The sequence below is a fragment of the Bradyrhizobium sp. sBnM-33 genome (genome assembly GCF_032917945.1).
Classification (GTDB): domain Bacteria; phylum Pseudomonadota; class Alphaproteobacteria; order Rhizobiales; family Xanthobacteraceae; genus Bradyrhizobium.
The window spans coordinates 345,462-368,121 of the sequence record NZ_CP136624.1 but is presented as its reverse complement, the minus strand read 5'-3'; the positions used below and the strand labels follow the sequence as shown (position 1 = coordinate 368,121).

Annotated in this window: 30 protein-coding genes; 21 read left to right on the top strand and 9 right to left on the bottom strand. The window is 63.5% G+C overall.

Annotation, left to right across the window (positions count from 1 at the left end):
* Positions 1 to 4: 4 nt before the first annotated feature.
* From ccmB to RX328_RS01770, 5 genes are all read left to right on the top strand, one after another.
* Positions 5 to 673, top strand: coding sequence for a heme exporter protein CcmB (gene ccmB / locus RX328_RS01790; RefSeq protein ID WP_213251041.1), 669 nt, complete (start codon positions 5 to 7; stop codon positions 671 to 673).
* Positions 674 to 763: 90 nt separating this feature from the next.
* The gene (locus RX328_RS01785; protein ID WP_213250927.1) at positions 764 to 1,495 is read left to right on the top strand and encodes a heme ABC transporter permease; all 732 of its coding nucleotides are present in this window, start codon (positions 764 to 766) and stop codon (positions 1,493 to 1,495) included.
* Positions 1,496 to 1,499: 4 nt separating this feature from the next.
* Positions 1,500 to 1,679, top strand: coding sequence for a heme exporter protein CcmD (ccmD, locus tag RX328_RS01780; RefSeq protein WP_213250925.1), 180 nt, complete (start codon positions 1,500 to 1,502; stop codon positions 1,677 to 1,679).
* A complete protein-coding gene (locus RX328_RS01775) occupies positions 1,676 to 2,269 on the top strand; it encodes a DsbE family thiol:disulfide interchange protein (RefSeq protein WP_213250923.1) in 594 nt (197 codons plus the stop codon). Before ccmD ends, RX328_RS01775 begins: the two co-directional genes overlap by 4 nt.
* 210 nt (positions 2,270 to 2,479) lie before the next feature.
* On the top strand, positions 2,480 to 2,839 hold the full coding sequence (locus tag RX328_RS01770; protein WP_213250921.1) for a ComEA family DNA-binding protein: 360 nt from the start codon (positions 2,480 to 2,482) through the stop codon (positions 2,837 to 2,839).
* Between the two features lie 161 nt (positions 2,840 to 3,000).
* On the opposite strand, the gene RX328_RS01765 is transcribed toward RX328_RS01770, so the two are convergent.
* Together RX328_RS01765 and ftsY are read right to left on the bottom strand one after the other, a co-directional pair.
* The gene (locus tag RX328_RS01765; protein WP_213250918.1) at positions 3,001 to 3,603 is read right to left on the bottom strand and encodes a septation protein A; all 603 of its coding nucleotides are present in this window, start codon (positions 3,601 to 3,603) and stop codon (positions 3,001 to 3,003) included.
* Complete coding sequence (gene ftsY / locus RX328_RS01760) at positions 3,603 to 4,547, bottom strand: signal recognition particle-docking protein FtsY (RefSeq protein ID WP_213250916.1); 945 nt, start codon at positions 4,545 to 4,547, stop codon at positions 3,603 to 3,605. Before ftsY ends, RX328_RS01765 begins: the two co-directional genes overlap by 1 nt.
* A 178-nt stretch (positions 4,548 to 4,725) precedes the next feature.
* Between ftsY and RX328_RS01755 the strand changes: the two genes are divergently transcribed.
* On the top strand, positions 4,726 to 5,361 hold the full coding sequence (locus RX328_RS01755) for an RluA family pseudouridine synthase (RefSeq protein WP_249726291.1): 636 nt from the start codon (positions 4,726 to 4,728) through the stop codon (positions 5,359 to 5,361).
* A 153-nt stretch (positions 5,362 to 5,514) separates the two neighbouring features.
* On the opposite strand, the gene mtaB is transcribed toward RX328_RS01755, so the two are convergent.
* Together mtaB and dapF are read right to left on the bottom strand one after the other, a co-directional pair.
* On the bottom strand, positions 5,515 to 6,780 hold the full coding sequence (mtaB, locus tag RX328_RS01750) for a tRNA (N(6)-L-threonylcarbamoyladenosine(37)-C(2))-methylthiotransferase MtaB (RefSeq protein WP_213250912.1): 1,266 nt from the start codon (positions 6,778 to 6,780) through the stop codon (positions 5,515 to 5,517).
* 5 nt (positions 6,781 to 6,785) lie between these two features.
* Positions 6,786 to 7,670, bottom strand: a complete 885-nt coding sequence (dapF, locus tag RX328_RS01745; RefSeq protein WP_213250909.1) for a diaminopimelate epimerase — start codon at positions 7,668 to 7,670, stop codon at positions 6,786 to 6,788.
* A 183-nt stretch (positions 7,671 to 7,853) separates the two neighbouring features.
* Here dapF and RX328_RS01740 point away from each other — a divergent pair, with 183 nt between their 5' ends.
* Both RX328_RS01740 and RX328_RS01735 read left to right on the top strand, forming a co-directional pair.
* Complete coding sequence (locus RX328_RS01740) at positions 7,854 to 8,564, top strand: GyrI-like domain-containing protein (RefSeq protein WP_213250905.1); 711 nt, start codon at positions 7,854 to 7,856, stop codon at positions 8,562 to 8,564.
* A gap of 5 nt (positions 8,565 to 8,569) precedes the next feature.
* Positions 8,570 to 9,262 carry an SIMPL domain-containing protein gene (locus tag RX328_RS01735; RefSeq protein WP_213250901.1) on the top strand — a complete coding sequence of 231 codons (693 nt, stop codon included), beginning with the start codon at positions 8,570 to 8,572 and terminating at the stop codon, positions 9,260 to 9,262.
* A gap of 191 nt (positions 9,263 to 9,453) precedes the next feature.
* On the opposite strand, the gene RX328_RS01730 is transcribed toward RX328_RS01735, so the two are convergent.
* Positions 9,454 to 10,518: an MBL fold metallo-hydrolase gene (locus RX328_RS01730; protein WP_213250899.1), complete on the bottom strand. Its 1,065-nt coding sequence runs from the start codon at positions 10,516 to 10,518 to the stop codon at positions 9,454 to 9,456.
* A 527-nt stretch (positions 10,519 to 11,045) separates the two neighbouring features.
* On the opposite strand from RX328_RS01730, the gene ffh reads away from it, so the two are divergent.
* The 9 genes from ffh (at position 11,046) to RX328_RS01685 (ending at position 17,761) form a co-directional block, all read left to right on the top strand.
* On the top strand, positions 11,046 to 12,593 hold the full coding sequence (ffh, locus tag RX328_RS01725) for a signal recognition particle protein (RefSeq protein WP_213251039.1): 1,548 nt from the start codon (positions 11,046 to 11,048) through the stop codon (positions 12,591 to 12,593).
* Between the two features lie 250 nt (positions 12,594 to 12,843).
* Positions 12,844 to 13,176 carry a 30S ribosomal protein S16 gene (gene rpsP, locus RX328_RS01720; RefSeq protein ID WP_213250897.1) on the top strand — a complete coding sequence of 111 codons (333 nt, stop codon included), beginning with the start codon at positions 12,844 to 12,846 and terminating at the stop codon, positions 13,174 to 13,176.
* A gap of 18 nt (positions 13,177 to 13,194) precedes the next feature.
* Positions 13,195 to 13,713 carry a ribosome maturation factor RimM gene (rimM, locus tag RX328_RS01715; RefSeq protein ID WP_213250894.1) on the top strand — a complete coding sequence of 173 codons (519 nt, stop codon included), beginning with the start codon at positions 13,195 to 13,197 and terminating at the stop codon, positions 13,711 to 13,713.
* A 104-nt stretch (positions 13,714 to 13,817) separates the two neighbouring features.
* Complete coding sequence (trmD, locus tag RX328_RS01710) at positions 13,818 to 14,537, top strand: tRNA (guanosine(37)-N1)-methyltransferase TrmD (protein WP_213250891.1); 720 nt, start codon at positions 13,818 to 13,820, stop codon at positions 14,535 to 14,537.
* 107 nt (positions 14,538 to 14,644) lie between these two features.
* Positions 14,645 to 15,025 (top strand): 50S ribosomal protein L19, encoded by a 381-nt coding sequence (gene rplS, locus RX328_RS01705; RefSeq protein ID WP_028348467.1) that lies wholly within the window; start codon positions 14,645 to 14,647, stop codon positions 15,023 to 15,025.
* 191 nt (positions 15,026 to 15,216) lie between these two features.
* Positions 15,217 to 15,351, top strand: coding sequence for a hypothetical protein (locus RX328_RS01700; protein ID WP_256470161.1), 135 nt, complete (start codon positions 15,217 to 15,219; stop codon positions 15,349 to 15,351).
* Positions 15,352 to 15,426: 75 nt separating this feature from the next.
* Positions 15,427 to 16,833, top strand: a complete 1,407-nt coding sequence (gene leuC, locus RX328_RS01695) for a 3-isopropylmalate dehydratase large subunit (RefSeq protein ID WP_213250888.1) — start codon at positions 15,427 to 15,429, stop codon at positions 16,831 to 16,833.
* 102 nt (positions 16,834 to 16,935) lie between these two features.
* Positions 16,936 to 17,136: a hypothetical protein gene (locus RX328_RS01690; protein WP_213250886.1), complete on the top strand. Its 201-nt coding sequence runs from the start codon at positions 16,936 to 16,938 to the stop codon at positions 17,134 to 17,136.
* 241 nt (positions 17,137 to 17,377) lie between these two features.
* Entirely contained in the window at positions 17,378 to 17,761 is a 384-nt protein-coding gene (locus RX328_RS01685) for a hypothetical protein (RefSeq protein ID WP_213250884.1), read from the top strand.
* Positions 17,762 to 18,075: 314 nt separating this feature from the next.
* On the opposite strand, the gene RX328_RS01680 is transcribed toward RX328_RS01685, so the two are convergent.
* The 3 genes from RX328_RS01680 to RX328_RS01670 all read right to left on the bottom strand — a co-directional run bounded on the left by RX328_RS01680 (position 18,076) and on the right by RX328_RS01670 (position 19,356).
* Complete coding sequence (locus tag RX328_RS01680; protein ID WP_213250882.1) at positions 18,076 to 18,378, bottom strand: hypothetical protein; 303 nt, start codon at positions 18,376 to 18,378, stop codon at positions 18,076 to 18,078.
* Between the two features lie 129 nt (positions 18,379 to 18,507).
* Positions 18,508 to 18,768, bottom strand: a complete 261-nt coding sequence (locus RX328_RS01675; protein WP_213250879.1) for a hypothetical protein — start codon at positions 18,766 to 18,768, stop codon at positions 18,508 to 18,510.
* A 264-nt stretch (positions 18,769 to 19,032) separates the two neighbouring features.
* On the bottom strand, positions 19,033 to 19,356 hold the full coding sequence (locus RX328_RS01670) for a hypothetical protein (RefSeq protein ID WP_213250877.1): 324 nt from the start codon (positions 19,354 to 19,356) through the stop codon (positions 19,033 to 19,035).
* A 110-nt stretch (positions 19,357 to 19,466) separates the two neighbouring features.
* Here RX328_RS01670 and RX328_RS01665 point away from each other — a divergent pair, with 110 nt between their 5' ends.
* The 4 genes from RX328_RS01665 to RX328_RS01650 all read left to right on the top strand — a co-directional run bounded on the left by RX328_RS01665 (position 19,467) and on the right by RX328_RS01650 (position 21,738).
* Positions 19,467 to 19,865, top strand: coding sequence for a metallopeptidase family protein (locus RX328_RS01665; protein ID WP_213251038.1), 399 nt, complete (start codon positions 19,467 to 19,469; stop codon positions 19,863 to 19,865).
* A 110-nt stretch (positions 19,866 to 19,975) separates the two neighbouring features.
* Positions 19,976 to 20,581 (top strand): 3-isopropylmalate dehydratase small subunit, encoded by a 606-nt coding sequence (gene leuD, locus RX328_RS01660; RefSeq protein ID WP_171713603.1) that lies wholly within the window; start codon positions 19,976 to 19,978, stop codon positions 20,579 to 20,581.
* A 60-nt stretch (positions 20,582 to 20,641) separates the two neighbouring features.
* Positions 20,642 to 21,430: a capsular polysaccharide synthesis protein gene (locus RX328_RS01655; protein WP_213250875.1), complete on the top strand. Its 789-nt coding sequence runs from the start codon at positions 20,642 to 20,644 to the stop codon at positions 21,428 to 21,430.
* Positions 21,431 to 21,492: 62 nt separating this feature from the next.
* Complete coding sequence (locus RX328_RS01650; RefSeq protein ID WP_213250872.1) at positions 21,493 to 21,738, top strand: hypothetical protein; 246 nt, start codon at positions 21,493 to 21,495, stop codon at positions 21,736 to 21,738.
* Here RX328_RS01650 and RX328_RS01645 read toward each other — a convergent pair.
* Positions 21,735 to 22,613, bottom strand: coding sequence for an HpcH/HpaI aldolase/citrate lyase family protein (locus RX328_RS01645; RefSeq protein ID WP_213250870.1), 879 nt, complete (start codon positions 22,611 to 22,613; stop codon positions 21,735 to 21,737). The genes RX328_RS01650 and RX328_RS01645 overlap by 4 nt on opposite strands.
* Positions 22,614 to 22,660: the final 47 nt, after the last annotated feature.

Here is a 22,660-nt window from a genome sequence, read left to right as displayed (position 1 = left end):
TTCCATGACCGCCCTCGCCGCACTAATCCGCCGGGACATCAAAATCGCGCTGCGCGTCGGCGGCGGGGCGCTGATTGGGGTGCTGTTTTTCCTCACCGTCACGGTACTGATGCCGTTTGCGATCGGGCCCGATCTGCCACTATTGGCCCGGCTCGGCCCCGCAATCCTCTGGCTCGGCGCGCTGTTGGCGAGCCTGCTCACGCTCGACCGGCTGTTCACGGCCGACCATGAGGACGGCTCGCTCGACCTGATCGTGATGGGCCGGACACCGCTGGAACTCGCTTGTGCGGCGAAAGCGCTGGCGCATTGGCTCGCTGCCGGCGTGCCGCTGATCGTGGCGACGCCCGTGCTCGGGCTGTTGCTCAACCTCGACGCTGCGGCGACGTCGGCGGTGGCGCTGACCCTGCTGGTTGGAACGCCGGCGCTGACGTTTACGGGCATGATCGGCGCGGCGCTCGCCGTGACATTACACCGCGGCGGCCTCCTGCTCGCCGTGCTGGTGCTTCCGCTATCAGTCCCCGTGCTGATCTTCGGCGTTGCAGCCTCGCAGGCGGCCATTACCGGCCCGCTGTCGTTTGGAACTCCGTTTTCGATCCTTTGCGCGCTCTCGCTGGTCAGTTTCGTGGTCGGACCGTTTGCCGCTGCGGCCAGCCTGCGGCACGGTCTGGACTGAATTTGTTGACACCGATCAACTCTGGCGGAGGCGATGTGAAACAAACCATGCCGCATTGCCTGCTCCGCCGCTGACGACTATCAGGATGCCATGACGCTGATCGACCTCGCCAATCCCTCGAAATTTCTCGCGCTGACGGCGCGCGTGTTGCCGTGGCTGGCGGGCGCGACCGCGATCCTTTTGCTGGTCGGTCTCTATCAGGCGGCGATGGCCCCCGACGATTACCAGCAGGGCGCCACCGTGAAGATCATGTTCATCCACGTGCCGAACGCGTGGCTTTCGATGTTTGTGTGGGGCGTCATGAGCATTGCCGCGCTGGGCACGCTGGTATGGCGGCATCCGCTTGCTGACGTTGCCGCCAAGGCTGCGGCACCGATCGGCGCGGCGTTCACGTTTCTGGCGCTGGTCACCGGCTCGCTATGGGGACGGCCGATGTGGGGCACCTATTGGGAATGGGATGCGCGCCTGACCTCCGTCTTGATCCTGTTCCTGATGTATCTCGGCCTGATGGCACTGTGGCGCGCGGTGGAGGACCCGTCCCGTGCGGCGCGGGCCGCCGCCGTGCTGACGCTGGTCGGCGCGATCAACCTGCCGATCATCAAATTCTCGGTCGACTGGTGGAACACGCTGCATCAGCCGGCATCCGTGATGCGGATGGCCGGATCGACGCTCGACAAGGCGTTCCTGATTCCACTACTCGTGATGGCGGTCGGTTTTTCGCTTTTGTTCGTGACGCTGCACTTAGCGGCAATGCGCAACGAGATCCTGCGCCGGCGGGTGCGCAGCTTGCAGATGATGCAAGCCAGCCAGCAGGCGGCATGACGCGATGTCGCTCGGCCCCTACGCTTCCTTTATCGTGACCTCCTACATGCTGGTGGCGGCAGTCGTGCTGATCCTGATCGGCTGGATCACGCTCGACTATCGCCATCAGAAGGAGCGCCTGCGCGAACTCGATGCCTCTGGCGTGACCAGACGCTCCGGCCGCCAGGCCACGGACATCCGATGAGCGCGCCGGTAACATCCGATCAGCCACGCAGCCGGCGCTGGATCGTAGCGCTGCCGCTGATCGGCTTCATCGCCGTCGCCGCACTGTTCCTGCTGCGGCTCTACGGCGGCGATCCCGCAAAAATCCCTTCCGCCCTGATCGGCCGGCCGGCGCCGCAAACCACGCTGCCATCGCTGGAGGGCCTCGTCCATAACGGGATGCCCGTCCCCGGCCTCGACCCCACCGTGTTCAAGGGCAAGGTCTCCGTCGTCAATGTCTGGGCCTCCTGGTGCGTGCCCTGCCATGACGAGGCGCCGCTGTTGACGGCGCTGGCGAAGGATACGCGAGTGCAGATCGTCGGCATCAACTACAAGGATTCTCCCGACAACGCCCGCCGCTTCCTCGGCCGCTACGGCAATCCGTTTGTCGCCGTCGGCGCCGATGGCAACGGCCGCGGCTCGATCGAATGGGGCGTCTATGGCGTGCCCGAAACCTTCGTGGTCGGCCACGACGGCACCATTCGCTACAAGCTGGTCGGACCGGTGACGCCGGCCAATCTCGACAGCGTGTTGAAGGTCGAGATCGAGAAGGCGTTGCGAGCGGGGAGCTAACGTCGTCGTCATTCCGGGGCATCGCGCAGCGATGAACCCGGATCTCGAGATTCCGGGTTCGATGCTTCGCATCGCCCCGGAATGACAAGGCAGCAATCGACTCCAAATATTCTCCCGCTTTTATCCATCGTTTATCTCGCGGCCATGGCGCCGCCACGAATCCGCAGCTAGCTTGGTGCGTTACTTGAACCGTCCTTGGGAGGGACACTAATGCGTCATTTTACGCTCGCTTCTCTTCTCGCCACCGCGCTCACGCTCGGCCTTATGACGGCGACGCCGTCGATGGCCCAGAGCACCCAGCCAGCGGCCAAATCCGAAAGCAAGATGGCGCCAGCGCCAAAGGCCTCGGAGTCGAAGATGGCGCCGGAGCCAAAGGCCGAGCTGCTCGACATCAATTCCGCGACCGCCGAGCAGCTCGACGCGCTCCCGGGCGTCGGTAAGGCTTATTCGGAGAAGATCATCAAGGGCCGCCCGTACAAGGGCAAGGACGAACTGGTGCAGAAGAGCATCGTCCCGCAGGCGACCTACGATAAGATCAAGGACAAGATCATCGCCAAGCAGAAGAGCTGATACTTTCTTGCTGACCTCCCGCTTGCGGGGGCAAGACGAGCGAAGCTCGCTCTGAGGTCGATGCGCGCAAGCGCGTCGGGTGGGGAAATCTATCCACGAGCACACTGTGCGGAGGGACCCCCACCCCAGCCCTCCCCCGCAAGCGGGAGAGGGAGAAGAACTCATCCCTTGCTTATGTCACCCGCTTCGGCTTCGCTCGCTTCGAGCGAAGCCGGCTCCAGCTGATAGCGCTTGATCAGCGGCATCTGGGTCACGGCAAACAGCATCGTCAACGGCACCATGCCGAAGACCTTGAAGGCGACCCAGAAGTCGGTGCTTTGGGTGCGCCAGATGATCTCGTTCAGCACCGCCATGGCGAAGAACCACAACGCCCAGCGCGCGGTCAGGATGCGCCAGCCGTGCGGGGTGAGGTTGAACATCTGGTCGAACATGATGGCGATGAAGGAGCGGTTGAACAGCAAACCGCCAGCGAGAATGGCGGCGAACAGCGTATAGACGATGGTCGGCTTCATCTTGATGAAGGTCTCGTCATGCAGGATCAGCGTCAGCGCCCCGAACACGATGACCACCACCGCCGTGACGATCGCCATCATCGGTATATGCCGCGTCACCATGTATGACGCAACCATTGCAGCCAGCACCGCCACCATGAACACGCCGGTGGCGACGAACAGGTTGGACTTCGCGTTGGCGACGAAAAAGATGAGAAGGGGACCAAGCTCGGTCGCAAGCTTGAACAGCGGGTGCGGTACTTTCTTGTCCATTACTCGATTCCTGCAATCGCGTTGGCGAAATCCCGTGCCGTGAACGGCGCGAGATCATCGATGCCTTCGCCGACACCGATGAAGTGCACCGGCAGTTTGAACTTCTCCGCCAGCGCCACCAGAATCCCGCCGCGCGCGGTGCCGTCGAGCTTCGTCATCACAAGCCCGGTGACGCCAGCGGTACGATGAAACGCCTCGACCTGCGACAGCGCATTTTGTCCCACCGTCGCGTCGAGCACGAGCAGCACCGCATGCGGGGCTGATGCATCGACCTTCTTGATGACGCGAACCACCTTTTCGAGTTCGTTCATCAGCTCGGCCTTGTTCTGCAATCGCCCGGCGGTATCGACCAGCAGCACGTCGAGCTTTTGTTCCTTCGCCGCGCTCAGCGCGTTGAAGGCGAGGCTGGCTGAATCAGAGCCCTGCGCTCCCGCAACGACCGGCGATTTGGTGCGCTCGCCCCACACCTTGAGCTGCTCGATTGCGGCCGCACGGAACGTATCGCCGGCCGCCAGCATCACCTTGCGGCCCTCGGCGCTCAGTTTCGCGGCAAGCTTGCCGATGGTGGTGGTCTTGCCGGAGCCGTTGACGCCGACCACGAGAATAACAAAAGGCTTTTGCGCCGTGTCGATCTCCAGCGGCTTTGCCACCGGCGCCAACACCTTCTCGACCTCGGTTGCGACGACCGTCTTCACCTCGTCAGCCGAAATCGCCTTGTCATATCGGCCGGCCCCCACGGCGTCCGCGATCCGCACAGCGACCGCGGTGCCGAGATCGGCGCGCAGCAGCACATCCTCGATATCGTCGAGCATGGCGCGGTCGAGCTTGCGCTTGGTGACGAGGTCGGCCACGGCCGTGCCGAGCGAACTCGAGGTCCGCTTCAGACCGCTCGAAAGCCGCCGCCACCAGCTCAGTTTTGGAGTTCCAGGAGTGGTATCGCTCATGTCGGGGACGTGTTAGCGGTTTCGCGCCATGAGCGAAAGTCACAACAAATCCTTTGATGTTCCCGGGACATCCTTTGATGTTCCCGGGACATCCTTTGATGTTCCCAGGGCATCGTTTGACGTTCCAGGCCTAACGGCAGATGAAATCCAGGCCCGCGTGCTCCATCGCGACGGACTGATGCTGGTCATCGACAAACCCGCCGGCCTGCCGGTGCATCGCGGCCCCAAGGGCGGTGCCAACCTGGAGGCTTCCTTCGATGCCTTGCGATTCGGCCTGCCGCGGCCACCGGTGCTGGCCCACCGGCTTGACAAGGATACATCAGGCTGTCTCGTGCTGGGACGCCACCGCAAGGCCACCGCCTCGCTCGGCCTGTTGTTCAAGCATGGCAAGGTCAGGAAGACCTATTGGGCCGTGGTCGAGGGCGGACCTGCCGAGAATGGAGGCACCATTGATATGCCGTTGGGCCGGCTGAACGCCGAGCGCGGCTGGTGGCAAAAGCCGGACCCGGAAGGCCAGAAAGCCATCACCACTTGGAAAGTGCTCGGCCGCGGCGACGGCCTCGCCTGGCTGGCACTGGAACCCGTGACTGGCCGAACGCATCAACTGCGCGTGCACACATCAGCGATGGGCTGGCCGATCGTCGGCGACAATATTTACGGTAACGGCCCCCGCTTCGGCGAGCCGATCCTGCATCTGCATTCCCGCGAGATCGTCGTGCCGATTTCGAAGAACAAGGAGCCGGTGCGCGTGGTGGCGCCGGCGCCGGAGCATATGCGGGAGAGGTTGCGAAAGTGTGGGTGGAACGGGGAGTAGCAGGTTCGCAGGTAAGCACGGCGCCCCCAACTACCGCTGTCATCATCCGCGAAAGCGGATGATCCAGTATTCCAGAGACGTCCGTGATGAACCGAGGGCCGCGGCGTACCGGATCGCCCGGTCAAGCCGGGCGATGACAGCAGAATTTGCGACTCACACTGTTAGCCGTGCGCCATCGTGGCACTTGATCACGAGCGGCATCACGGCACCCGGCTTTTCGCCTGATATCGCGACCGGCAGAAAATGCTCCGTGCGACCCTGTTTGTCGCTCTCGATCAGCACCTGACGCGTCGCGCCGACTTCTGACGCGAGCCGTCGTCGCAGTGCCGCGTCTCCGCGCTCGCGCAACCGCTTCGCCCGCGCCTTGATCACCTCGCCCGCTACCTGCGGCATTCGCTCGGCCGGCGTGCCCGGACGCTTGGAGTAAGGGAACACGTGCAGAAAGGTGAGATCGCATTTATCAACCAGATCCGCCGAGCGCGCGAACATTTCCTCGGTCTCGGTCGGAAAACCCGCGATGATATCGGCGCCGAGCGTAATGTCCGGGCGCAATCGCCGCACCTGCGCGCAGAATTCGATCGCATCCTGCCGCGAATGCCGCCGCTTCATCCGCTTCAAAATGAGATCGTCGCCGGATTGCAGCGACAGGTGCAGATGTGGCATCAGCCGTTCGTCATCGGCGATAACATCGAGCAGGTCGCGGTCAGCCTCGATGGAATCGATCGACGAAATCCGCAGGCGCTTCAACTCCGGCACGTGGCGCAAAATCTGTTTGGTCAACTGTCCCAGCTTCGGCGTACCCGGCAGATCGGCGCCGTAGCTCGTCAAGTCCACGCCCGTGAGCACGATCTCGGCATGGCCGCGTTCGGCGAGCGAGCGGACCTGATCCACCACCGCCCCCATCGGCACCGAGCGCGAATTGCCGCGGCCGTAGGGAATGATGCAGAAGGTGCACCGGTGGTCGCAGCCGTTCTGCACCTGCACGAATACTCGGGGCAGGCCGGCCTTAAAGCCGTCAAGCAGATGCGGAGCCATCTCTTTGACCGCCATGATGTCGGCAACCGCGATCTTTTCGCTTGTCCCGAGGCCAAAGTCCAAATCGAACGCCGCGCGTGCGTCGCGCCAGGCCTCGCTCCGCATCTTGTCGTCATTGCCGAGGACGCGATCGACCTCGGCCATTTCGGCGAACATTTCTGCTTGCGTCTGCGCCGCACAGCCGGTGACGACGATGCGCGCATCCGGCCGCTCGCGCTTCAGGCGGCGGATCGACTGTCGCGCCTGCGCCACCGCCTCGTTGGTGACCGCGCAGCTATTGATGACGATAGTATCGGAAAGCCCGGCGCGCTCCGCTTCGCGGGCGATCACCTCGGATTCGAACGCGTTGAGGCGGCAGCCAAACGTGAGGACGTCGACGCTCATGGCTCTCAGGCGACGCTGGCGAACAGCGCGGGATCGAAGCGACCTTCATATTCGAAATCGGCGGTGCCGGTCATCAGCACGTGGTCGTCGCCCTCGCGCCATTCGATCGCAAGCTTGCCGCCAGGCAACGTGAGCTCCACCGTGCGGTTGGCGCGCTTCAGCCGGGCGGCGGCGACCGCGGTCGCGCAGGCGGCCGAGCCGCAGGCCTTGGTCAAGCCGGCGCCCCGCTCCCAGGTGCGGATCGTGATGTGATCGCGATCGGCGATGTGGGCGAGCGTAATGTTGGCGCGCTCCGGAAAAATCGGGTGATTTTCCAATAGCGGTCCGAAGCGCTCGAGATCATAGGCGTTGACGTCGTCGACCCAGAAGATCGCATGCGGATTGCCCATCGAGACGACCGACGGCGAATGCAGCAACGGCGCATCGATCGGCCCGACCTGCAGTTCGATATAGCGGGTGTCACGAAATTCCTCGGCCAGCGGAATATCCTGCCAGCCGAACTTCGGCGCGCCCATGTCGACGGTGTAGAGGTCGGGCGCCGGACCCTGCCAGCAGTTCAATAGCCCGGCGCGGGTCTCGAAGGTCACGGCGGTCTGGCCGGTCTGCTCGAACAGCCGGCGCACCACGCAGCGCATGCCGTTGCCGCAGGCGCCGGCTTCCGAGCCGTCATTGTTGTAGATGCGGATGAAGGCCTCAGTGCCTTGCAGCCGGGGCGGCTGCAATACCATCAATTGGTCATAGTGCACGCCTGTGGGGGAAGCCACGGCGCGGGCGTCTTCCGGCGTCACAGCGGCCTTTGAACCAGCCTTGGAATCGCGCAGGTCCACCACGACGATTTCGTTGCCGATGCCGTTCATCTTGGCAAATGCGTGGTTGGCCAGCGCGCTCATGGAATTTCCCAATTTATGCCTGCCTTATATGGCGAATGATGGCCAACTGGCTAGTACGCGGGGGCATATGACGCATCTGTCATGGGACGAATGCGGACCTTGCGTGTTAGGAATAGCGCCCATCCTGGCGGGCGCGGACCGGGACATGCCGCCGCCAGATGGGGTGGATGGAGAATACCTGAAATGAGCCTTACAAGCACTTTCCGTGTGGCCGTGGTCGCGCTCGCCATAGTTGCGCTTGGCGGGGCCGCATTGGCGCAATCACCGGCGCCGCCCGCCTCCTCTGCCGGAAGCCCGTCGGCGACGCCTAGCCCGGCACCGTCAGCGGCGCCGATCCCGCCGCCGGCCGAAACCAAGTCCCCGGCGGATGTCCCGACCGCAGAGAAAGCCCCGACGCCCGTTCCTCCGCCGCCCGCCGCCAGCGTCCAGAACGCCGACCCATTCGGCGAAGAGTTCACACTGGAGCCCAAGAAGGTGGTGGTCATGAAGGGCACCGCCAATTGGGATGCGGCGTTCGACACCCTGATCGATTCGTTCAAGGCGTTGACCGCCCTGATCGACAAGCAGGGCATCAAGGCCACGGGCAATTCGATGATCGTCTACACCTCGACCGACGATACCGGTTTTACGTATCTGGCGCAGATTCCGGTCGATCAGGACGTCAAGAACCTGACCAAGGACATCAGCATGGGCAAGTCGCCCGAGGGCAAGGCGCTGAAGTTCGTCCATCGCGGCTCCTACGACAACATGGACAACACCTATGAGGCGATCACCAATCACCTCGACGACAAGAAACTGGAAGCCAAAGACACCTTCATCGAGGAATACATCACCGATCCCCTGAAGACGGCAGAAGACAAGCTGGTCATCAACGTTTACGTGCCGCTGAGGTGATCGGGATGAAACGCTCGCTCTGCGTTGCGGTGGTCACCGCCACACTGGTTGCGCCCGCGCTGGCGCAGATGGCGCCGCCGCCTGCGATCTCGGTAACCGGCGAGGCGAACATATCGGTGGCGCCCGACCAGGCCCAGATCGACGGCGGCGTGACCTCGGACGCCAAGACCGCGCGCGAAGCGTCGGACACCAACAACGCGGCGATGGGCAAGGTGCTGCTGGCGCTGAAGGGCGCTGGCATCGAAGAGAAGGATTACCAGACGTCGCGGCTGTCGCTGCAGCCGCAATATGCGCCAAATCGTGCTGGCCCCTCGCCCGTCGTCGGCTATCGCGCCAGCAATCGCGTCACCGTCAAGATCCGCGACGTCACCAAAGTGGCTAACGTGATCGACGTGCTGGTCGGGGCTGGCGCCACCGACATCGGCGGCATCCACTTCAGCGTGACGCAGGCGTCCAAATATCTCGACGAGGCCCGCGAGAAGGCAGTCGCCGATGCCCGTCGCAAGGCGGAGCTTTACGCCAAGGCTGCCGGCGCGACGCTCGGCGAGGCCATCAGCATTACCGAGGAAGGCGCACCCACGCCGATCTTCCGCGGCAAGATGGCAACCCCGATGGCCGCCGGCGCACCGGTGGCGCAAGGCGAAGAGACGCTCTCGGTGACGGTGCATGTGTCCTGGGCGATCAAGGGCAAGGAATAACGCCCCCTCGTGTCCCGGACGCGGTGCAGCCTAGGCGATGCGCAGCATCGTCCGGCAACGCTGCTTCGCAGAGCCGGGACCCATTCACTTCCGAGCTGTTTGAGGCGAGATGGGCCCCGGCTCTGCAGCGCATCGCTAACGCGCTGGCGCTGCGTCCGGGGCACGAACGAGTGACGCGGGGACGACGAAAGTTAAATCTCGAAAACCTGCCCCGGCTTCAGCGCCGCGAACCGCTCCGGCGGAATCTTCGCTTCCTTCAGCGCGTCGGCCAATGCATTCACCGGCGCGTCGATCGCCTCATCGGTGAGCTGGAACGTGCCGTGATGATGCGCCAGCGCCGTTTCGGCGCCGCAGTCGGCGAACGCCTTCACCGCATCTGACGGATTCATGTGCTGGTCCTTCATGAACCAGCGCGGCTCATAGGCGCCGATCGGCAATATCGCCAGCCGCAGCGGTCCGTGCTGCTCGGCGACGCGTCGAAAATGCGTGCCCTCGCCGTAACCGGAATCGCACACGATGTAGAGTTTGCCGGCCGGCGTCTCCAGCACAAAACTCGCCCACAGCGCCTTGTTGCGATCGAACAGGCCGCGCGCCGACCAGTGCCGCGTCGGCACCAGCGTTACCGCGATGCCGTTGCCCAGATCGACCCGATCTTGCCAGTCGAACGCCTCGGCTTTGATCGCCGCATCCGCATCGCGCATAGTGATGTCGTTGCCGAGCGGCGTGATCACGCGCGGCGAAAATTTTTCGGCAAGTTTCGATAGCGTCGCGATGTCGAGATGGTCGTAATGGCCATGCGAGACCAGCACGACGTCGATCTTGGGCAGCGCATCGAAAGCGATGCCGGGATCATTGTGCCGGTGCGGCCCGGCCCACGAAATTGGCGAGGCCCGCAGCGACCACACGGGATCGACGAGAATATTGAGATCCCGCGTCTGGATCAGCCAGGAGACATGGCCGACAAAGGACAGCCGCACCTTGTCGCCGGAAACCCGCGGCGGCGGCGTGTCGCTGTGCGCATTCGGCACCCAATCCGGCCAGCTCGCGCGCTTGCGGTCAGTGCCGAACTGCCAGCGCAGCACCTCTGCCAATGATTTTGGCGGTACGCCGTCGGGATCAAAGAAGCGCGTACCGTCGAAGTGGTCGGAGACGGGGCCTTCATAGGTCTTCATGTTGCTGATCCAGACAGACGGCACGCCGACGGCCGTGGCGGCTCCGGCGAGCACTGCAAAGACGCGGCGGCGGGTGATGGGCACGGGGTTCACGAAACGCGGGAGAGGGCGAAGCACATGGGGTGCTATATGGCGTGGGCAGGTTCAACTTGGAACCTGCGGCGAAATGGACATTCATCTTTCCGCAGCTCCTTGTCTTGGAAAAGACAACTATATCAAAGCTTTGCCGGAAAACCCGTAGGCATTTCGACCTAGTTTCTCCTTGACTTTCGCCCCTCGCAGGCGTTTAAGGCGCGCACTTTCTCGGAAAGACGTTCTTTTCGACCCGCCGCCCGGCCCATGAGGCCGGAGGCCAACGTCCGACAGCGCGATGCGCCCTCGGGCGCGAAAGTGTTTGGAATATCGTTTTGGCGTTTGGCGCCAAGGCACATACCTGACCGTCATACCCCGCGAGGGCGGGGTATCCAGTACGCCGCAGCTTCTCGGTTCAAGCGAGTTGCTCTGGAATACTGGATCACCCGCCCCAGTGCGCAATTGCGCGCAAGGCGGGTGATGACATTAGTGAAATGGATCGGCGCAGCGTCCGCAAGGGCAGCAACAGGACAACGGCATTGTTCGACAATCTGTCGGAAAAGCTTGGTGGGATACTCGATCGGCTGACGGGCCGCGGTTCGCTGTCGGAGGCCGACGTCGACGCCGCGATGCGCGAAGTGCGCCGCGCGCTCTTGGAAGCCGACGTCGCACTTGAAGTGGTCAGAGGCTTCACCGAGCGCGTGCGCGAGCAGGCGGTCGGCGCCACCGTCGTCAAGTCGGTCACGCCCGGCCAGATGGTCGTCAAGATCGTTCATGACGAGCTGGTCGCCACCCTTGGCGCGGATGGCCAGACTATCGACCTTAACGCGGTGCCGCCGGTCGCCATCATGATGGTCGGCCTGCAAGGCTCCGGTAAAACAACCACCACCGCAAAACTCGCCCGCCGCATGACCCAGCGCGACAAGCGCAAGGTGCTGATGGCCTCGCTCGACATCTACCGCCCGGCGGCGATGGAGCAACTGGCCGTGCTGGGGCGCGACCTCGACATTCCGACGCTGCCGATCGTAACGGGGCAAAAGCCGGCGCAAATTGCCAAACGCGCCCTCGAAGCCGGCAAGCTCGGCGGCTACGACGTGGTGCTGCTCGACACCGCCGGCCGCACCACGCTCGACGAAGAGATGATGAGCGAAGCGGCGGAGATCAAAGCCACCGCCAATCCGCATGAAGTGCTGCTCGTCGCGGATTCCCTGACTGGCCAGGACGCGGTCAACCTAGCGCGAGCCTTCGACCAGCGCGTCGGCCTCACCGGCATCGTGCTGACGCGCGTCGATGGCGACGGCCGCGGCGGCGCCGCGCTGTCGATGCGTGCGGTCACGGGAAAACCGATCAAGCTGATCGGTACCGGCGAAAAGACCGACGCGCTGGAAGATTTTCACCCAAGCCGCATTGCGGGCCGCATTCTCGGCATGGGCGACGTGGTGTCGCTGGTCGAACGTGCGGCCGCGAATATCGACGCCGAGAAGGCTGCGCGCACCGCGGAACGCATGCGCAAGGGCCAGTTCGATCTCAACGACATGCGCGAGCAGTTGCTGCAGATGGCGAACATGGGCGGCATCAGCGGATTGATGGGCATGATGCCCGGCATCGCCAAGATGAAAAACCAGATCGCGGCCGCCGGCATTGACGACAAGATTCTGAAGCGCCAGGTAGCGATCATCGATTCGATGACGCGGGCTGAGCGCAAGAACCCCGACATTCTGAAGGCCAGCCGCAAGAAGCGCATCGCCGCCGGCGCCGGCCAGAATGTCGAGCAGGTCAACAAGCTCTTAAAGATGCACCGGAACATGGCCGACATGATGAAGGCCATGGGTTCCGGCAAGCGTGGCCCCCTCGCCGGTATCGCGCAGGCGATGGGCTTTGGCGGCGGCATGAAGCCGCCCTCGCCCGAGGAGATGAAAGCGCTGGCGGACAAGATGCAGGGCGGTGCCGGCGGTGGCCTGCCGAATTTGCCGAAGGATCTCCCCACCGGCCTGCGCCAGGGACTGCCGAATCTGCCGGGACTTACCGGGCTGAGCGGCAAGCCGACGCTTCCGGGCCTCGGCGGCTTTCCGGGAAAGAAGAAATGACGCCTCGCCAACACGCGCTGTCATCGTCCGCCTTGTGCGCAATTGCGCACTGGGGCGGACGATCCAGTACGCCACGCTCGCTCGGTTCAATCGCAAATGCCTGCGATTACTGGATGCCCCGCCGGAGCCTGTCATCGGGCTCGAAGGCGAGACCCGGTGGCGGGCATGACGAGCGAGGCGAGCTCTTCTCGCAATGATGCCAATTCACACCGTTCAGATCACCGAGTTTTACATTCAACAGGAGAACTAAATGTCAGTCGTTATCCGCCTCGCTCGCGCAGGCACCAAGAAGCGTCCGGTCTATCACGTCGTCGTCGCCGACTCGCGCTTTCCCCGCGACGGCCGCTTCATCGAGCGCCTCGGCCATTTCAATCCGCTGCTGCCGAAGGACAATGAGGCGCGGCTGAAGCTCGACATGGACAAGGTCAAGGCCTGGCTCGCCAAGGGCGCGCAGCCGTCGGATCGCGTGACGCGCTTCCTGGATGCGGCCGGTGTCGTCAAGCGCGCCGCCCGCAACAACCCGGAAAAGGCCGTGCCGCGCAAGGAGCGCAAGGCTCGCGCCGAAGCCGCCGCGAAGGCGTAAGGCTAGCGGCGTGCGACGGTGAAAACACCGATCTGCGTCGCCCGTATCGGCGCCGCGCATGGCGTGCGCGGCGCGGTGAAACTGTGGACGTTCACCGAAGATCCGCTGGCCGTAAAGCAATACGGTCCGCTGATGACCAAAGACGGCGCGCGCCAGTTCGAGGTGACGCATGTCCGAGAGGCCAAAGACCATCTAGTGGCGACGCTGAAGGGCATCGCCACCCGCGAGGACGCCGAGCGGCTCAACGGCCTCGAGCTCTATGTCGCCCGCGACAAATTGCCTGAGACCGACGAGGGCGAGTATTATCACGCCGACCTGATCGGACTTGCCGCCATCGACGCCGCCGGCGAGCCGCTCGGCCGCGTGATCGCGATCCACAATTTCGGCGCCGGCGACATTATCGAGATCGCGCCTCCGCAAGGTCCGACCATGCTGCTGCCGTTCACCAATGCGGTCGTGCCGACGATCGATCTGGCTAATGGCCGCGTGGTGATCGAGCTGCCGCAGGAAATCGAAGGCGACGACGCCCACCCCTGACTTGTCATCGCCGGGCCTGACCCGGCGATCCATCCTTCGAAGAAGATGGATACGCGGGTCAAGCCCGCGTATGACGGCCTGAGTTCAACCGCGATCCTTTGACCATGACCTGGCGCGCTACGGTTCTCACCCTCTTCCCCGAGATGTTTCCCGGGCCGCTCGGCGTCAGCCTGGCCGGCAAGGCGCTGGCGTCCGGACTTTGGGAGTTGGAGGCGCGCGACATCAGGGATTCCGCCACGGACCGCCATCGCAGCGTCGATGACACCCCGGCCGGCGGCGGCCCGGGCATGGTGCTGCGGGCCGACGTGCTGGCCGCGGCGATCGACGCTGCGGCCATCGATCAAAATCGACCGCGCCTCCTGATGAGCCCGCGGGGTCGGCCATTGACCCAGTCCATGGTTGCCGAATTTGCTGCGGGGGCCGGGCCCCTGATCATCTGCGGCCGGTTCGAAGGGGTCGATCAACGGGTCATCGAGGCGCGGAACCTCGAGGAAGTCTCGATCGGGGATTACGTGCTGTCGGGGGGTGAGATCGCCGCGATGGCCCTGATCGACGCCTGCGTGCGGCTGTTGCCGGGGGTGATGGGCAAGCAGGCCTCGGGCGTGGACGAAAGCTTTTCCGAGGGGCTACTGGAATACCCCCAATACACCCGCCCGCAGGAGTTCGAGGGCCGGACGATCCCGGAAGTCCTCATCTCCGGCGACCACGCCAAGGTGGCGGCTTGGCGAAAAGCCGAAGCCGAGGCCCTGACCCGGGCGCGGCGACCGGATTTATGGGCGGCGAGGGGCGGCCAAAAAGGCACAAAAAGCACGACAGGCGGGTGACAAGTGCGGCCCGATGCCTTATACGGGCGCCAAATCCGCACACGCGCAGGATAGATGACGTTTGCGCAGCCCCCGAAAGGCTGGGCGCGCCGCCGATGGAGATTTCAATGAACCTCATTCAACAGCTCGAAAAAGAGCAATTCGAAAAACTGTCGGCGACGAAGTCGATCCCGGAATTCGGCCCCGGCGACACCGTGATCGTCAACGTCAAGGTGGTCGAAGGCGAGCGCACCCGCGTGCAGGCCTATGAAGGCGTCTGCATCGGCCGTTCCGGCGGCGGGCTCAACGAGAGCTTCACCGTCCGTAAGATTTCCTACGGGGAAGGCGTGGAGCGCGTGTTCCCGGTGATGTCGCCGATGATCGACTCGATCAAGGTGGTGCGCCGCGGCAAGGTGCGCCGCGCCAAGCTGTATTACCTGCGCAGCCTGCGCGGCAAGTCGGCCCGCATCGTCGAGAAGCAGGACCGCGCCGCGGCCGTCGGCGAGTAACGTTCTCCCGCAAGGGATGCGACAAAGCGCGGGGTTTTGCCCCGCGCTTTTTTGTTGCGCCTCCGCGTCATTGCGAGCGCAGCGAAGCAATCCACCTTTCCGCCCGGATTGCTTCGTCGCTACGCTCCTCGCAATGACGGTGGCAACAAACGCATATCGCACTTAGATGTGCCATGTGATATGAGACTGGAATGGTTCTAGATCGCACCAGCGCCGCCTTCGGCACCGCTCAGCTCGTCGTCATCGACGATCGCTCGCGGCTGCCCGGCCGCTTCTTCGGACGATTCGCGACGTCGGCCACGTCCGAGCTTACGCGCGCAGCTTGATGCTGCGCTGACGTCTGTTGCTTGCGCGTTTCGCGCCTAACCGTTCACATAGAATTTCTTTTGGAGCTTGCGCTCATGTCCAAACCGACCACGCTGTACGACAAGATCTGGAACGACCATCTGGTGCACGAAGCCGAGGATGGCACCTGCCTGCTCTATATCGATCGCCATCTGGTGCACGAGGTGACCTCGCCGCAGGCGTTCGAAGGCCTGCGCGCGACCGGGCGCAAGGTTCGCGCGCCGGAGAAGACGCTCGCCGTCGTTGACCACAACGTGCCGACCACCGACCGCACAAAACCCAATCCCGATCCTGAGAGCGCCGAGCAGATCAAGGCGCTGGCGGAGAACGCGAAGGAATTCGGCATCGAATATTACAACGAGTTCGACAAGCGCCAGGGCATCGTGCACGTGATCGGCCCCGAGCAGGGCTTTACCCTGCCCGGCACCACCATCGTCTGCGGTGACAGCCACACCTCCACCCACGGCGCGTTCGGCGCGCTGGCGCACGGCATCGGCACGTCAGAGGTCGAGCACGTGCTCGCGACGCAGACGCTGATCCAGAAGAAGGCGAAGAACATGCGTGCGGTGGTCGACGGCAAATTGCCCGACGGCGTCACCGGCAAGGACATCATTCTGGCAATCATCGGCGAGATCGGCACCGCCGGCGGCACCGGCTATGTGCTGGAGTATGCCGGCGATGCGATCCGTGCGCTGACGATGGAAGGCCGCATGACGGTCTGCAACATGTCGATCGAAGGCGGCGCCCGCGCCGGTTTGGTCGCGCCCGACGAGAAGGCGTTCGAATTCCTGAAAGGCCGCCCGAAGTCGCCGAAGGGCGCCGATTGGGACGCCGCGATGCGCTACTGGGAAAAGCTGCGCTCGGATGACGGCGCGCATTTCGATCACGAGATCCGGCTGGATGCGGCAAAGCTGCCGCCGATCGTGACCTGGGGCACCTCGCCCGAGGACGTCGTGTCGATCACGGGCTTTGTGCCGGACCCCGACAAGATCGAGGACGAGGCCAAGCGGCTCTCAAAACATCGCGCGCTGAAGTATATGGGCCTGACGGTGGGGACGAAAATCACCGACATCAAGCTCGACCGCGTCTTCATCGGCTCCTGCACCAACGGCCGCATCGAGGATCTGCGCGCGGCGGCTAAAATCGCAGAAGGCAAGACGGTCAATGCCAACGTCAACGCGATGATCGTGCCGGGCTCGGGCATCGTTAAGGAGCAGGCGGAAGCCGAAGGCCTCGACAAGATCTTCATCAAGGCCGGCTTCGAGTGGCGCGAGCCGGGCTGCTCGATGTGCCTCGCCATGAACCCGGACAAACTAGCGCCGGAAGAGCGCTGCGCCTCGACCTCGAACCGCAATTTCGAGGGCCGCCAGGGTTTCAAGGGCCGCACCCACCTGGTGTCGCCCGCGATGGCTGCGGCTGCGGCGATCGCGGGACACTTCGTCGACGTTCGGGAATGGCGTTAACGCTTCCTTTGTCTAGATAGCGAGACGTTCCGGAAACGGCCCGTTAACAGGCAAAGCGCACACTAGTCCCTTGCGAAGCGCTTTCGCGAGGGACTTTTGGCCGTGACGGACAAAGCAGAATTTATCGATATGATCAGCGAGGCGACGCGGCAGGTGCGGCGCCGCACGACCCCGCGCATCGTCGACCTGCAGCCTGTCGCCACCAAGGAAGCCTCGCGCCTCAGCCACTGGCCGCCGGAGCACTGGCAGCGGTGGCGGATGGAGAAGCTCACTCCGTGGAAGATCAAGCCTTGGGAAGGCTAGGATTGGCATTGGCTGATGGGATCCAATCCCCGCTCGAAAAAACAGGCGCCTAACCGGGCGCCTGTTTCGTTTCAGCCTGATCTTACCAATACCGGTATGCATAATACCGGTGACGCCACCACGGACGACAGATCCTGCGCGGCCCATAATAGGTCAAGACCACGCGGCAGCGCCGCGGATAATAGTAGGCCGGATAGTAGGCCGGGTATGCATAGAAGGCCGGCGCGAGGTAGAAGCGGCTGTGGAAGTGCCGCCGGTGATGGAAGTGCGGCCGATGGTGGAAGTGCGGCCGGTGGAACGCGTGACGATGTACGAAGCGGTGTCCGCCGCCATGAAAGGCGGGCGCCCCACGAAAACCGCCACGATGGATCGCCATCCCACCGCCTCTGAATCCACCGCCGTGAAATGCCGCGCCGCCACCACGGAAGCCGCCGCCATGAAATGCCGCCCCGCCGCCGCGGAAGCCGCCACCATGGAAACCGCCGCCGCCACCGCCGCGAAAGCCACCGCCATGGAAACCGCCACCGCCGCCACCGCCGCGAAAGCCGCCGCCCATACCACCGCCGCCCACGCCACCGCGATGTTGAACCTCGGTGGTCAGTCCGTCGGTTGCGTATTTCGCTGACGGCGCTGTGCCGGGGGTCGCTAGCGAAAGCGCCTCGGCGCGCTGTTGCGATGCCGCTGCGAGCGCGAATACCGCCGCAGCCGTAACGCCCAGACAGCGGACAAGGCCGCGTCCGGGATCCGATATCGACATGGATGAATCCTCCCTAACCGGCGACGGCGCCTTGGGCCGCACTGCGGTTGGCCCCGTCGCGTCCCTTTGCGGTCGCTCCCAGCCATGACGTTAGGAAAGACCAAGTGAATGAGCCATGAATGCGTGGAGGCCGAAGATGAACGCGCCGCTGAGAGACGTCGTGCAATTTGCGACCTATCGTCTCACCACCACAACGGCCCAAACCCGATGCCGAACGTGAACGGTGCCGGCGCATCGTAGGGGTACGGCCGGTAGTAAGCGGGCCGCCCGTAATAATAGGGTGAGTAGTAGGGGCGATAATATGAACGATAATAACCATAGGGGCGATAGCGCCGGTGGTAGCGATGCGCGCTGAAATCGGTCGCATCGGAGGTGCCGGCGGTTTGTAACTTCGCTTTCGGCGCGGCGGCCGCCGGATCGATCGCTGCCGGGCCGACAATCGCGAGCGCGCCTCCGACGATGGCTGCCCCGATCAAGCTCTTCATGACGGTCTCCTCTTGCTGATCCCGGGGGTCAGATAACGCGCAGCAATATCGCAGTTTCATGGCGGCGCTGAGCCGAAAACAGGCCCGCAGAAAGCGGGCCTGTTCGAAATCCGCTCTAAGCTGCCGCAATTACCAGCGGTGCCAGTGACGGTGATGATGGTGGTGATAGCGATGATGGTGGTGGTGCCAGCGATGCCACCGATGATGATGATGGTGGTGGTAGCGGTGATGTCGCCAATGCACTTCCGTCGTCGCCAACCTGGCATCCTCCTGAACCGCCGCGGCGGCGCCGGGATTACTGAGCGACAGCGCATTGGCGCGCTCGGCCGGAGCGGCAAACGCCAGCAAGGCGCCAACGGCCGCAAGCCCAAAAACCTTCACTACCTGCATATCCAGTCTCCTCGGGTCGTCGGATGCACGTCTGCGCCGAATGGCTTGCATCAACTAACGGCATCGCCGCGACACGTGCACAGACTGAAGCAAGTGACTTGAATGAGGTGTGAATGAGCGCGCCACGAATATGAAGAATGCGCCACGAACATGAATGGATGCTGCTTGAGCGATCTCACGTAAGCAGTTTGTGCAGACCGTCGTCAGCACAGAGCGCGACTCGGTACCTGTCAGAAAATGCTCGACATAAAAAGAGAGGGGAATCTAGCCCGGTCGCCACCAGCAGTTCATGCGCGGGGTGATCACCGTGCCGCTCGGCCGGTATTCCTGCGCATAATGCGCGGTGCAATCGCGCACGGCGTTCGGCCCGGGGTTGTAGCGCGGATAGACGTCAGGTGCCCATTCCTGCCGATAGATCGGCACACGCCGCAACGGACGCCGGCGTTGCGCCGACACATCCGTGACGACCGCCTTCGGCGCCGGCGCGACCCGCAGTTCCGGCGATGCCGACTGGGCCTGCGCCATGGTGCCGGGAAGCAAGAGCCCGGCAAAGGCAGCCCACATTGCGACCGTCACAATCCGCTTCATCTGAAGTCCACCCACGCCTGATAATGCCCGCACGGTCTCCGATTGGAGCGCCGAGGTCAACTCGCAAAACCTGTATGCGCCCGGGTACAACACACGCTAAATACGTCGTGATGTGGACCGAAGCAAAAGCCCCTTCCCTCGCCGACATGGAAGCCATGGCGCATGAGGTGTTCGAGCGCCTGCCAAAGACGTTTCGAACCCTGTGCCAGGGCGTGATCATCCGCGTCGACGACTTTCCGACAGACGAAGTCCTCGACGAAATGCAGGCGCAGAGCGAGTTCGACCTGCTCGGCCTGTTCCAGGGCGTCGGCCTGCCTCAGCAGAGCAACGACGATATCGGCCGCCTGCCCAACATGATCTGGCTGTACCGCCGTCCGATCCTCGACTACTGGGCCGAGCATGAGGAAACGCTGGGCCATATCGTCCGCCACGTCCTGATCCACGAGATCGGGCACCATTTCGGGCTGTCGGACGCCGACATGGAGGCGATCGAGGCCGCCGCAGACTAGGGCGGTTCGCGCCAAAACAGGCGGCCTATGCGCAAATTGGCCTTTTGCCCGGACCATATTCGCGATAAATCACCGGCCCGTCCCACCTTTTCAACCGGGAAGTGCAATCGATGGAAAAGTTCACCACACTGGAAGGCGTCGCGGCGCCTCTGAAGATCATCAATGTCGACACTGACATGATCATCCCGAAGCAGTACCTGAAGACCATCAAGCGCACCGGCCTTGGCAAAGGCCTTTTTTCGGAACAGCGCTACAAGGACGACGGCAGCGAGAACCCTGATTTCGTGCTTAACCAGCCGGCCTATCGCAACGCCAAGGTGCTGGTCGCCGGCGATAATTTCGGTTGCGGCTCCAGCCGCGAGCACGCGCCGTGGGCGCTGCTCGACTTCGGCATCCGCTGCGTGATCTCGACCTCATTCGGCGACATCTTCTACAACAACTGCTTCAAGAACGGCATTCTGCCGATCCGCGTCACCCAGGAAGACCTCGACAAGTTATTCGACGATGCCGAGCGCGGAGCGAATGCCACGCTGACCATCGATCTTCCCAACCAGGAAATCCGCGGCCCCGACGGTGGCAAGGTGAAGTTCGAGATCGATCCGTTCCGCAAGCATTGCCTGATGAACGGCCTCGACGACATCGGTCTCACCATGGAAAAGAAATCGTCGATCGACGATTACGAGGCGAAGCTGAAGAAAGAGCGCGCCTGGGCCTAATCATGTTACGAGAGCCCCGACCAGATCGGGGCTCTTTCGTTAGGTAAGGAGGCGGCGCGGATGCGGCCGGACGTCGTCACCTTCTGGCACGGCCCCCTCGACGGGCTGCGGCTGACCTGCCTCAGGTCGCAGGTTGCCGCCGGCCACAAGGTCACCGTCTACAGTTTCGATCCCCTCCCCGGCCTGCCCGACGGCATTGGCAATGCCGAGGCCGAGGCGATCCTGCCGCATTCCTTTTCCGAGCGGCTGCGCCCGCCCGAGCCTGATGGAAGCTGGCGCGACTGGACCATTTTGCAGTTCAGCGATTTCTTCCGCATGCGGCTGATGGCTGAGCGCGCCGGATTGTGGCTCGATGCCGACGTGCTGCTGCTCAAGCCGGTCGAGATCGATCCGGCCAAGCCTTATTTCGCGTGGGAGCGCCGGCGCCAGCTCGGCAACTCGGTTTTGTATCTGCCTGCGAACGATCCGATCGTGCGGGCGTTTGAGGAATTAATCGAGCAGGAGGACCTGACGCCGGACTGGCTGGCGCTTCGCCATCGCCTCACCTTCATGCTGCGGCAGTTGCGTCGCCGATCGAGCCGTCTCTCCGATATTCGCGTCGCTATCTACGGCCCCGCTGCACTCACCGCACTCGCGCGCCGCGCCAACGAATTGCAGCACGCGCTGCCGAAGCAGTCGTTCTATGCGGTGCACGCCGAGCCAAAGCTGTTCTTCGAGCCGACGGATTTTTCGGCGCTGCTCGCCGCCCCCGAAATCATCGGCCTGCACATCTCGCCAAAGGGCCGCGGCGGAGAGAAACCCATTCCGGGCAGCCTGTATGCCTGGGCGGCCGAAAGGTACGGCAAATAAGGGCAACTTTCTTCCTTCTCCCCTTGGGCCGGCACCTTTTGCCTCGCCGCGCGTTGATGAAAATGTCGCGCTTCACTTGGCTGCACATCTCGATCGCAGTTCTTTGCGCGCTGGCGATCCTGCTGTTCTTCCGGGTACGTGACGCGAGCGGCGCCACGCTGCCTTCAGACAGAATCTCGGCCGGACATCGTCTCACCGAGGCGTGGTGCAGGGATTCTCATGGTATCGATGCCAAGTTCGCGGGCGCCAAGGGCGGTCCGCCGGATTTCGTCGCGATCACCAACATCCTGAGCCTGAAGCGCAACTAGTGCCCCATGGCCGCGATTGCGTCGGCAATCGCAATCGTTCGCTGCGCCATGTCGGCGTGCAGTCGTTCCACCATCCGCCCGTCGAGCTGGATTGCCCCGCGCGAGGCGTTTTCCGGCTTCTCGAAAGCCGCAATGATCTTGCGCGCCTGCTCGACCTCCTCGGCCGGCGGCGTGAAAATGGCGTTGCAGGCCTCGATATGGCTTGGATGGATCAGCGTCTTGCCGTCGAAGCCGAGATCGCGGCCTTGCGCGCATTCGGTCGCAAAGCCGTCGATGTTGCTGATGTCGCTGTAGGGGCCATCGAGAATTTCCAGCCCGTGCGCGCGCGTCGCCAGGATGCAGTGCGTGATCATCGGGATCATCGCCGCGCGGCCCGGCTGCATGCGGATTCGTGTTTCCCGCGAAATGTCGTTCGGCCCGAACACGAATCCCGCAAGCCTGGTTTCGGAATCCCTCGATGCCGCGGCGAGCTTGTCGGCGTCCAGCACCGCGCGCGCGGTTTCGATCATGGCCCAGACCCGGATCGAGGTGGGCGCGTTGATGTCGCTAAGGCGATTAGCGATCGCGTTGAGATCGTCGACGGTGGAGATCTTGGGAACCAGAATGCCGTCGGGCCGCGCCTTGCCGGCCATGGTGACGTCCTCTACCCACCAAGGCGTATCGAGGCTGTTGACCCGGATCAGCACCTCGCGCTTGCCGAACCCGCCGGCCGCAATCGCCTTGGCGATCTGGTCGCGGGCCATTGCCTTGGCGTCCGGCGCCACTGAATCCTCGAGGTCGAGAATAATGCCGTCGGCCGGCAGGTTGCGCGCCTTTTCCAGCGCCCGCGCGTTAGATCCCGGCATGAACAACAGGCTGCGGCGCGGACGGATCATGGAGTGGTTTCCTCGGGATGCTTTTCAGGCCTCCGCGATATCACCTC

Coding starts and splice junctions, on each gene's coding strand:
- ccmB (WP_213251041.1), top strand. CDS start 5: ATGACCGCCCTCGCCGCACTAATCCGCCGGGACATCAAAATCGCGCTG.
- RX328_RS01785 (WP_213250927.1), top strand. CDS start 764: ATGACGCTGATCGACCTCGCCAATCCCTCGAAATTTCTCGCGCTGACG.
- ccmD (WP_213250925.1), top strand. CDS start 1,500: ATGTCGCTCGGCCCCTACGCTTCCTTTATCGTGACCTCCTACATGCTG.
- RX328_RS01775 (WP_213250923.1), top strand. CDS start 1,676: ATGAGCGCGCCGGTAACATCCGATCAGCCACGCAGCCGGCGCTGGATC.
- RX328_RS01770 (WP_213250921.1), top strand. CDS start 2,480: ATGCGTCATTTTACGCTCGCTTCTCTTCTCGCCACCGCGCTCACGCTC.
- RX328_RS01765 (WP_213250918.1), bottom strand. CDS start 3,603: ATGGACAAGAAAGTACCGCACCCGCTGTTCAAGCTTGCGACCGAGCTT.
- ftsY (WP_213250916.1), bottom strand. CDS start 4,547: ATGAGCGATACCACTCCTGGAACTCCAAAACTGAGCTGGTGGCGGCGG.
- RX328_RS01755 (WP_249726291.1), top strand. CDS start 4,726: ATGCTGGTCATCGACAAACCCGCCGGCCTGCCGGTGCATCGCGGCCCC.
- mtaB (WP_213250912.1), bottom strand. CDS start 6,780: ATGAGCGTCGACGTCCTCACGTTTGGCTGCCGCCTCAACGCGTTCGAA.
- dapF (WP_213250909.1), bottom strand. CDS start 7,670: ATGAGCGCGCTGGCCAACCACGCATTTGCCAAGATGAACGGCATCGGC.
- RX328_RS01740 (WP_213250905.1), top strand. CDS start 7,854: ATGAGCCTTACAAGCACTTTCCGTGTGGCCGTGGTCGCGCTCGCCATA.
- RX328_RS01735 (WP_213250901.1), top strand. CDS start 8,570: ATGAAACGCTCGCTCTGCGTTGCGGTGGTCACCGCCACACTGGTTGCG.
- rpsP (WP_213250897.1), top strand. CDS start 12,844: ATGTCAGTCGTTATCCGCCTCGCTCGCGCAGGCACCAAGAAGCGTCCG.
- trmD (WP_213250891.1), top strand. CDS start 13,818: ATGACCTGGCGCGCTACGGTTCTCACCCTCTTCCCCGAGATGTTTCCC.
- rplS (WP_028348467.1), top strand. CDS start 14,645: ATGAACCTCATTCAACAGCTCGAAAAAGAGCAATTCGAAAAACTGTCG.
- RX328_RS01700 (WP_256470161.1), top strand. CDS start 15,217: ATGGTTCTAGATCGCACCAGCGCCGCCTTCGGCACCGCTCAGCTCGTC.
- leuC (WP_213250888.1), top strand. CDS start 15,427: ATGTCCAAACCGACCACGCTGTACGACAAGATCTGGAACGACCATCTG.
- RX328_RS01680 (WP_213250882.1), bottom strand. CDS start 18,378: ATGAAGAGCTTGATCGGGGCAGCCATCGTCGGAGGCGCGCTCGCGATT.
- RX328_RS01675 (WP_213250879.1), bottom strand. CDS start 18,768: ATGCAGGTAGTGAAGGTTTTTGGGCTTGCGGCCGTTGGCGCCTTGCTG.
- RX328_RS01670 (WP_213250877.1), bottom strand. CDS start 19,356: ATGAAGCGGATTGTGACGGTCGCAATGTGGGCTGCCTTTGCCGGGCTC.
- RX328_RS01665 (WP_213251038.1), top strand. CDS start 19,467: ATGTGGACCGAAGCAAAAGCCCCTTCCCTCGCCGACATGGAAGCCATG.
- leuD (WP_171713603.1), top strand. CDS start 19,976: ATGGAAAAGTTCACCACACTGGAAGGCGTCGCGGCGCCTCTGAAGATC.
- RX328_RS01655 (WP_213250875.1), top strand. CDS start 20,642: ATGCGGCCGGACGTCGTCACCTTCTGGCACGGCCCCCTCGACGGGCTG.
- RX328_RS01650 (WP_213250872.1), top strand. CDS start 21,493: ATGTCGCGCTTCACTTGGCTGCACATCTCGATCGCAGTTCTTTGCGCG.
- RX328_RS01645 (WP_213250870.1), bottom strand. CDS start 22,613: ATGATCCGTCCGCGCCGCAGCCTGTTGTTCATGCCGGGATCTAACGCG.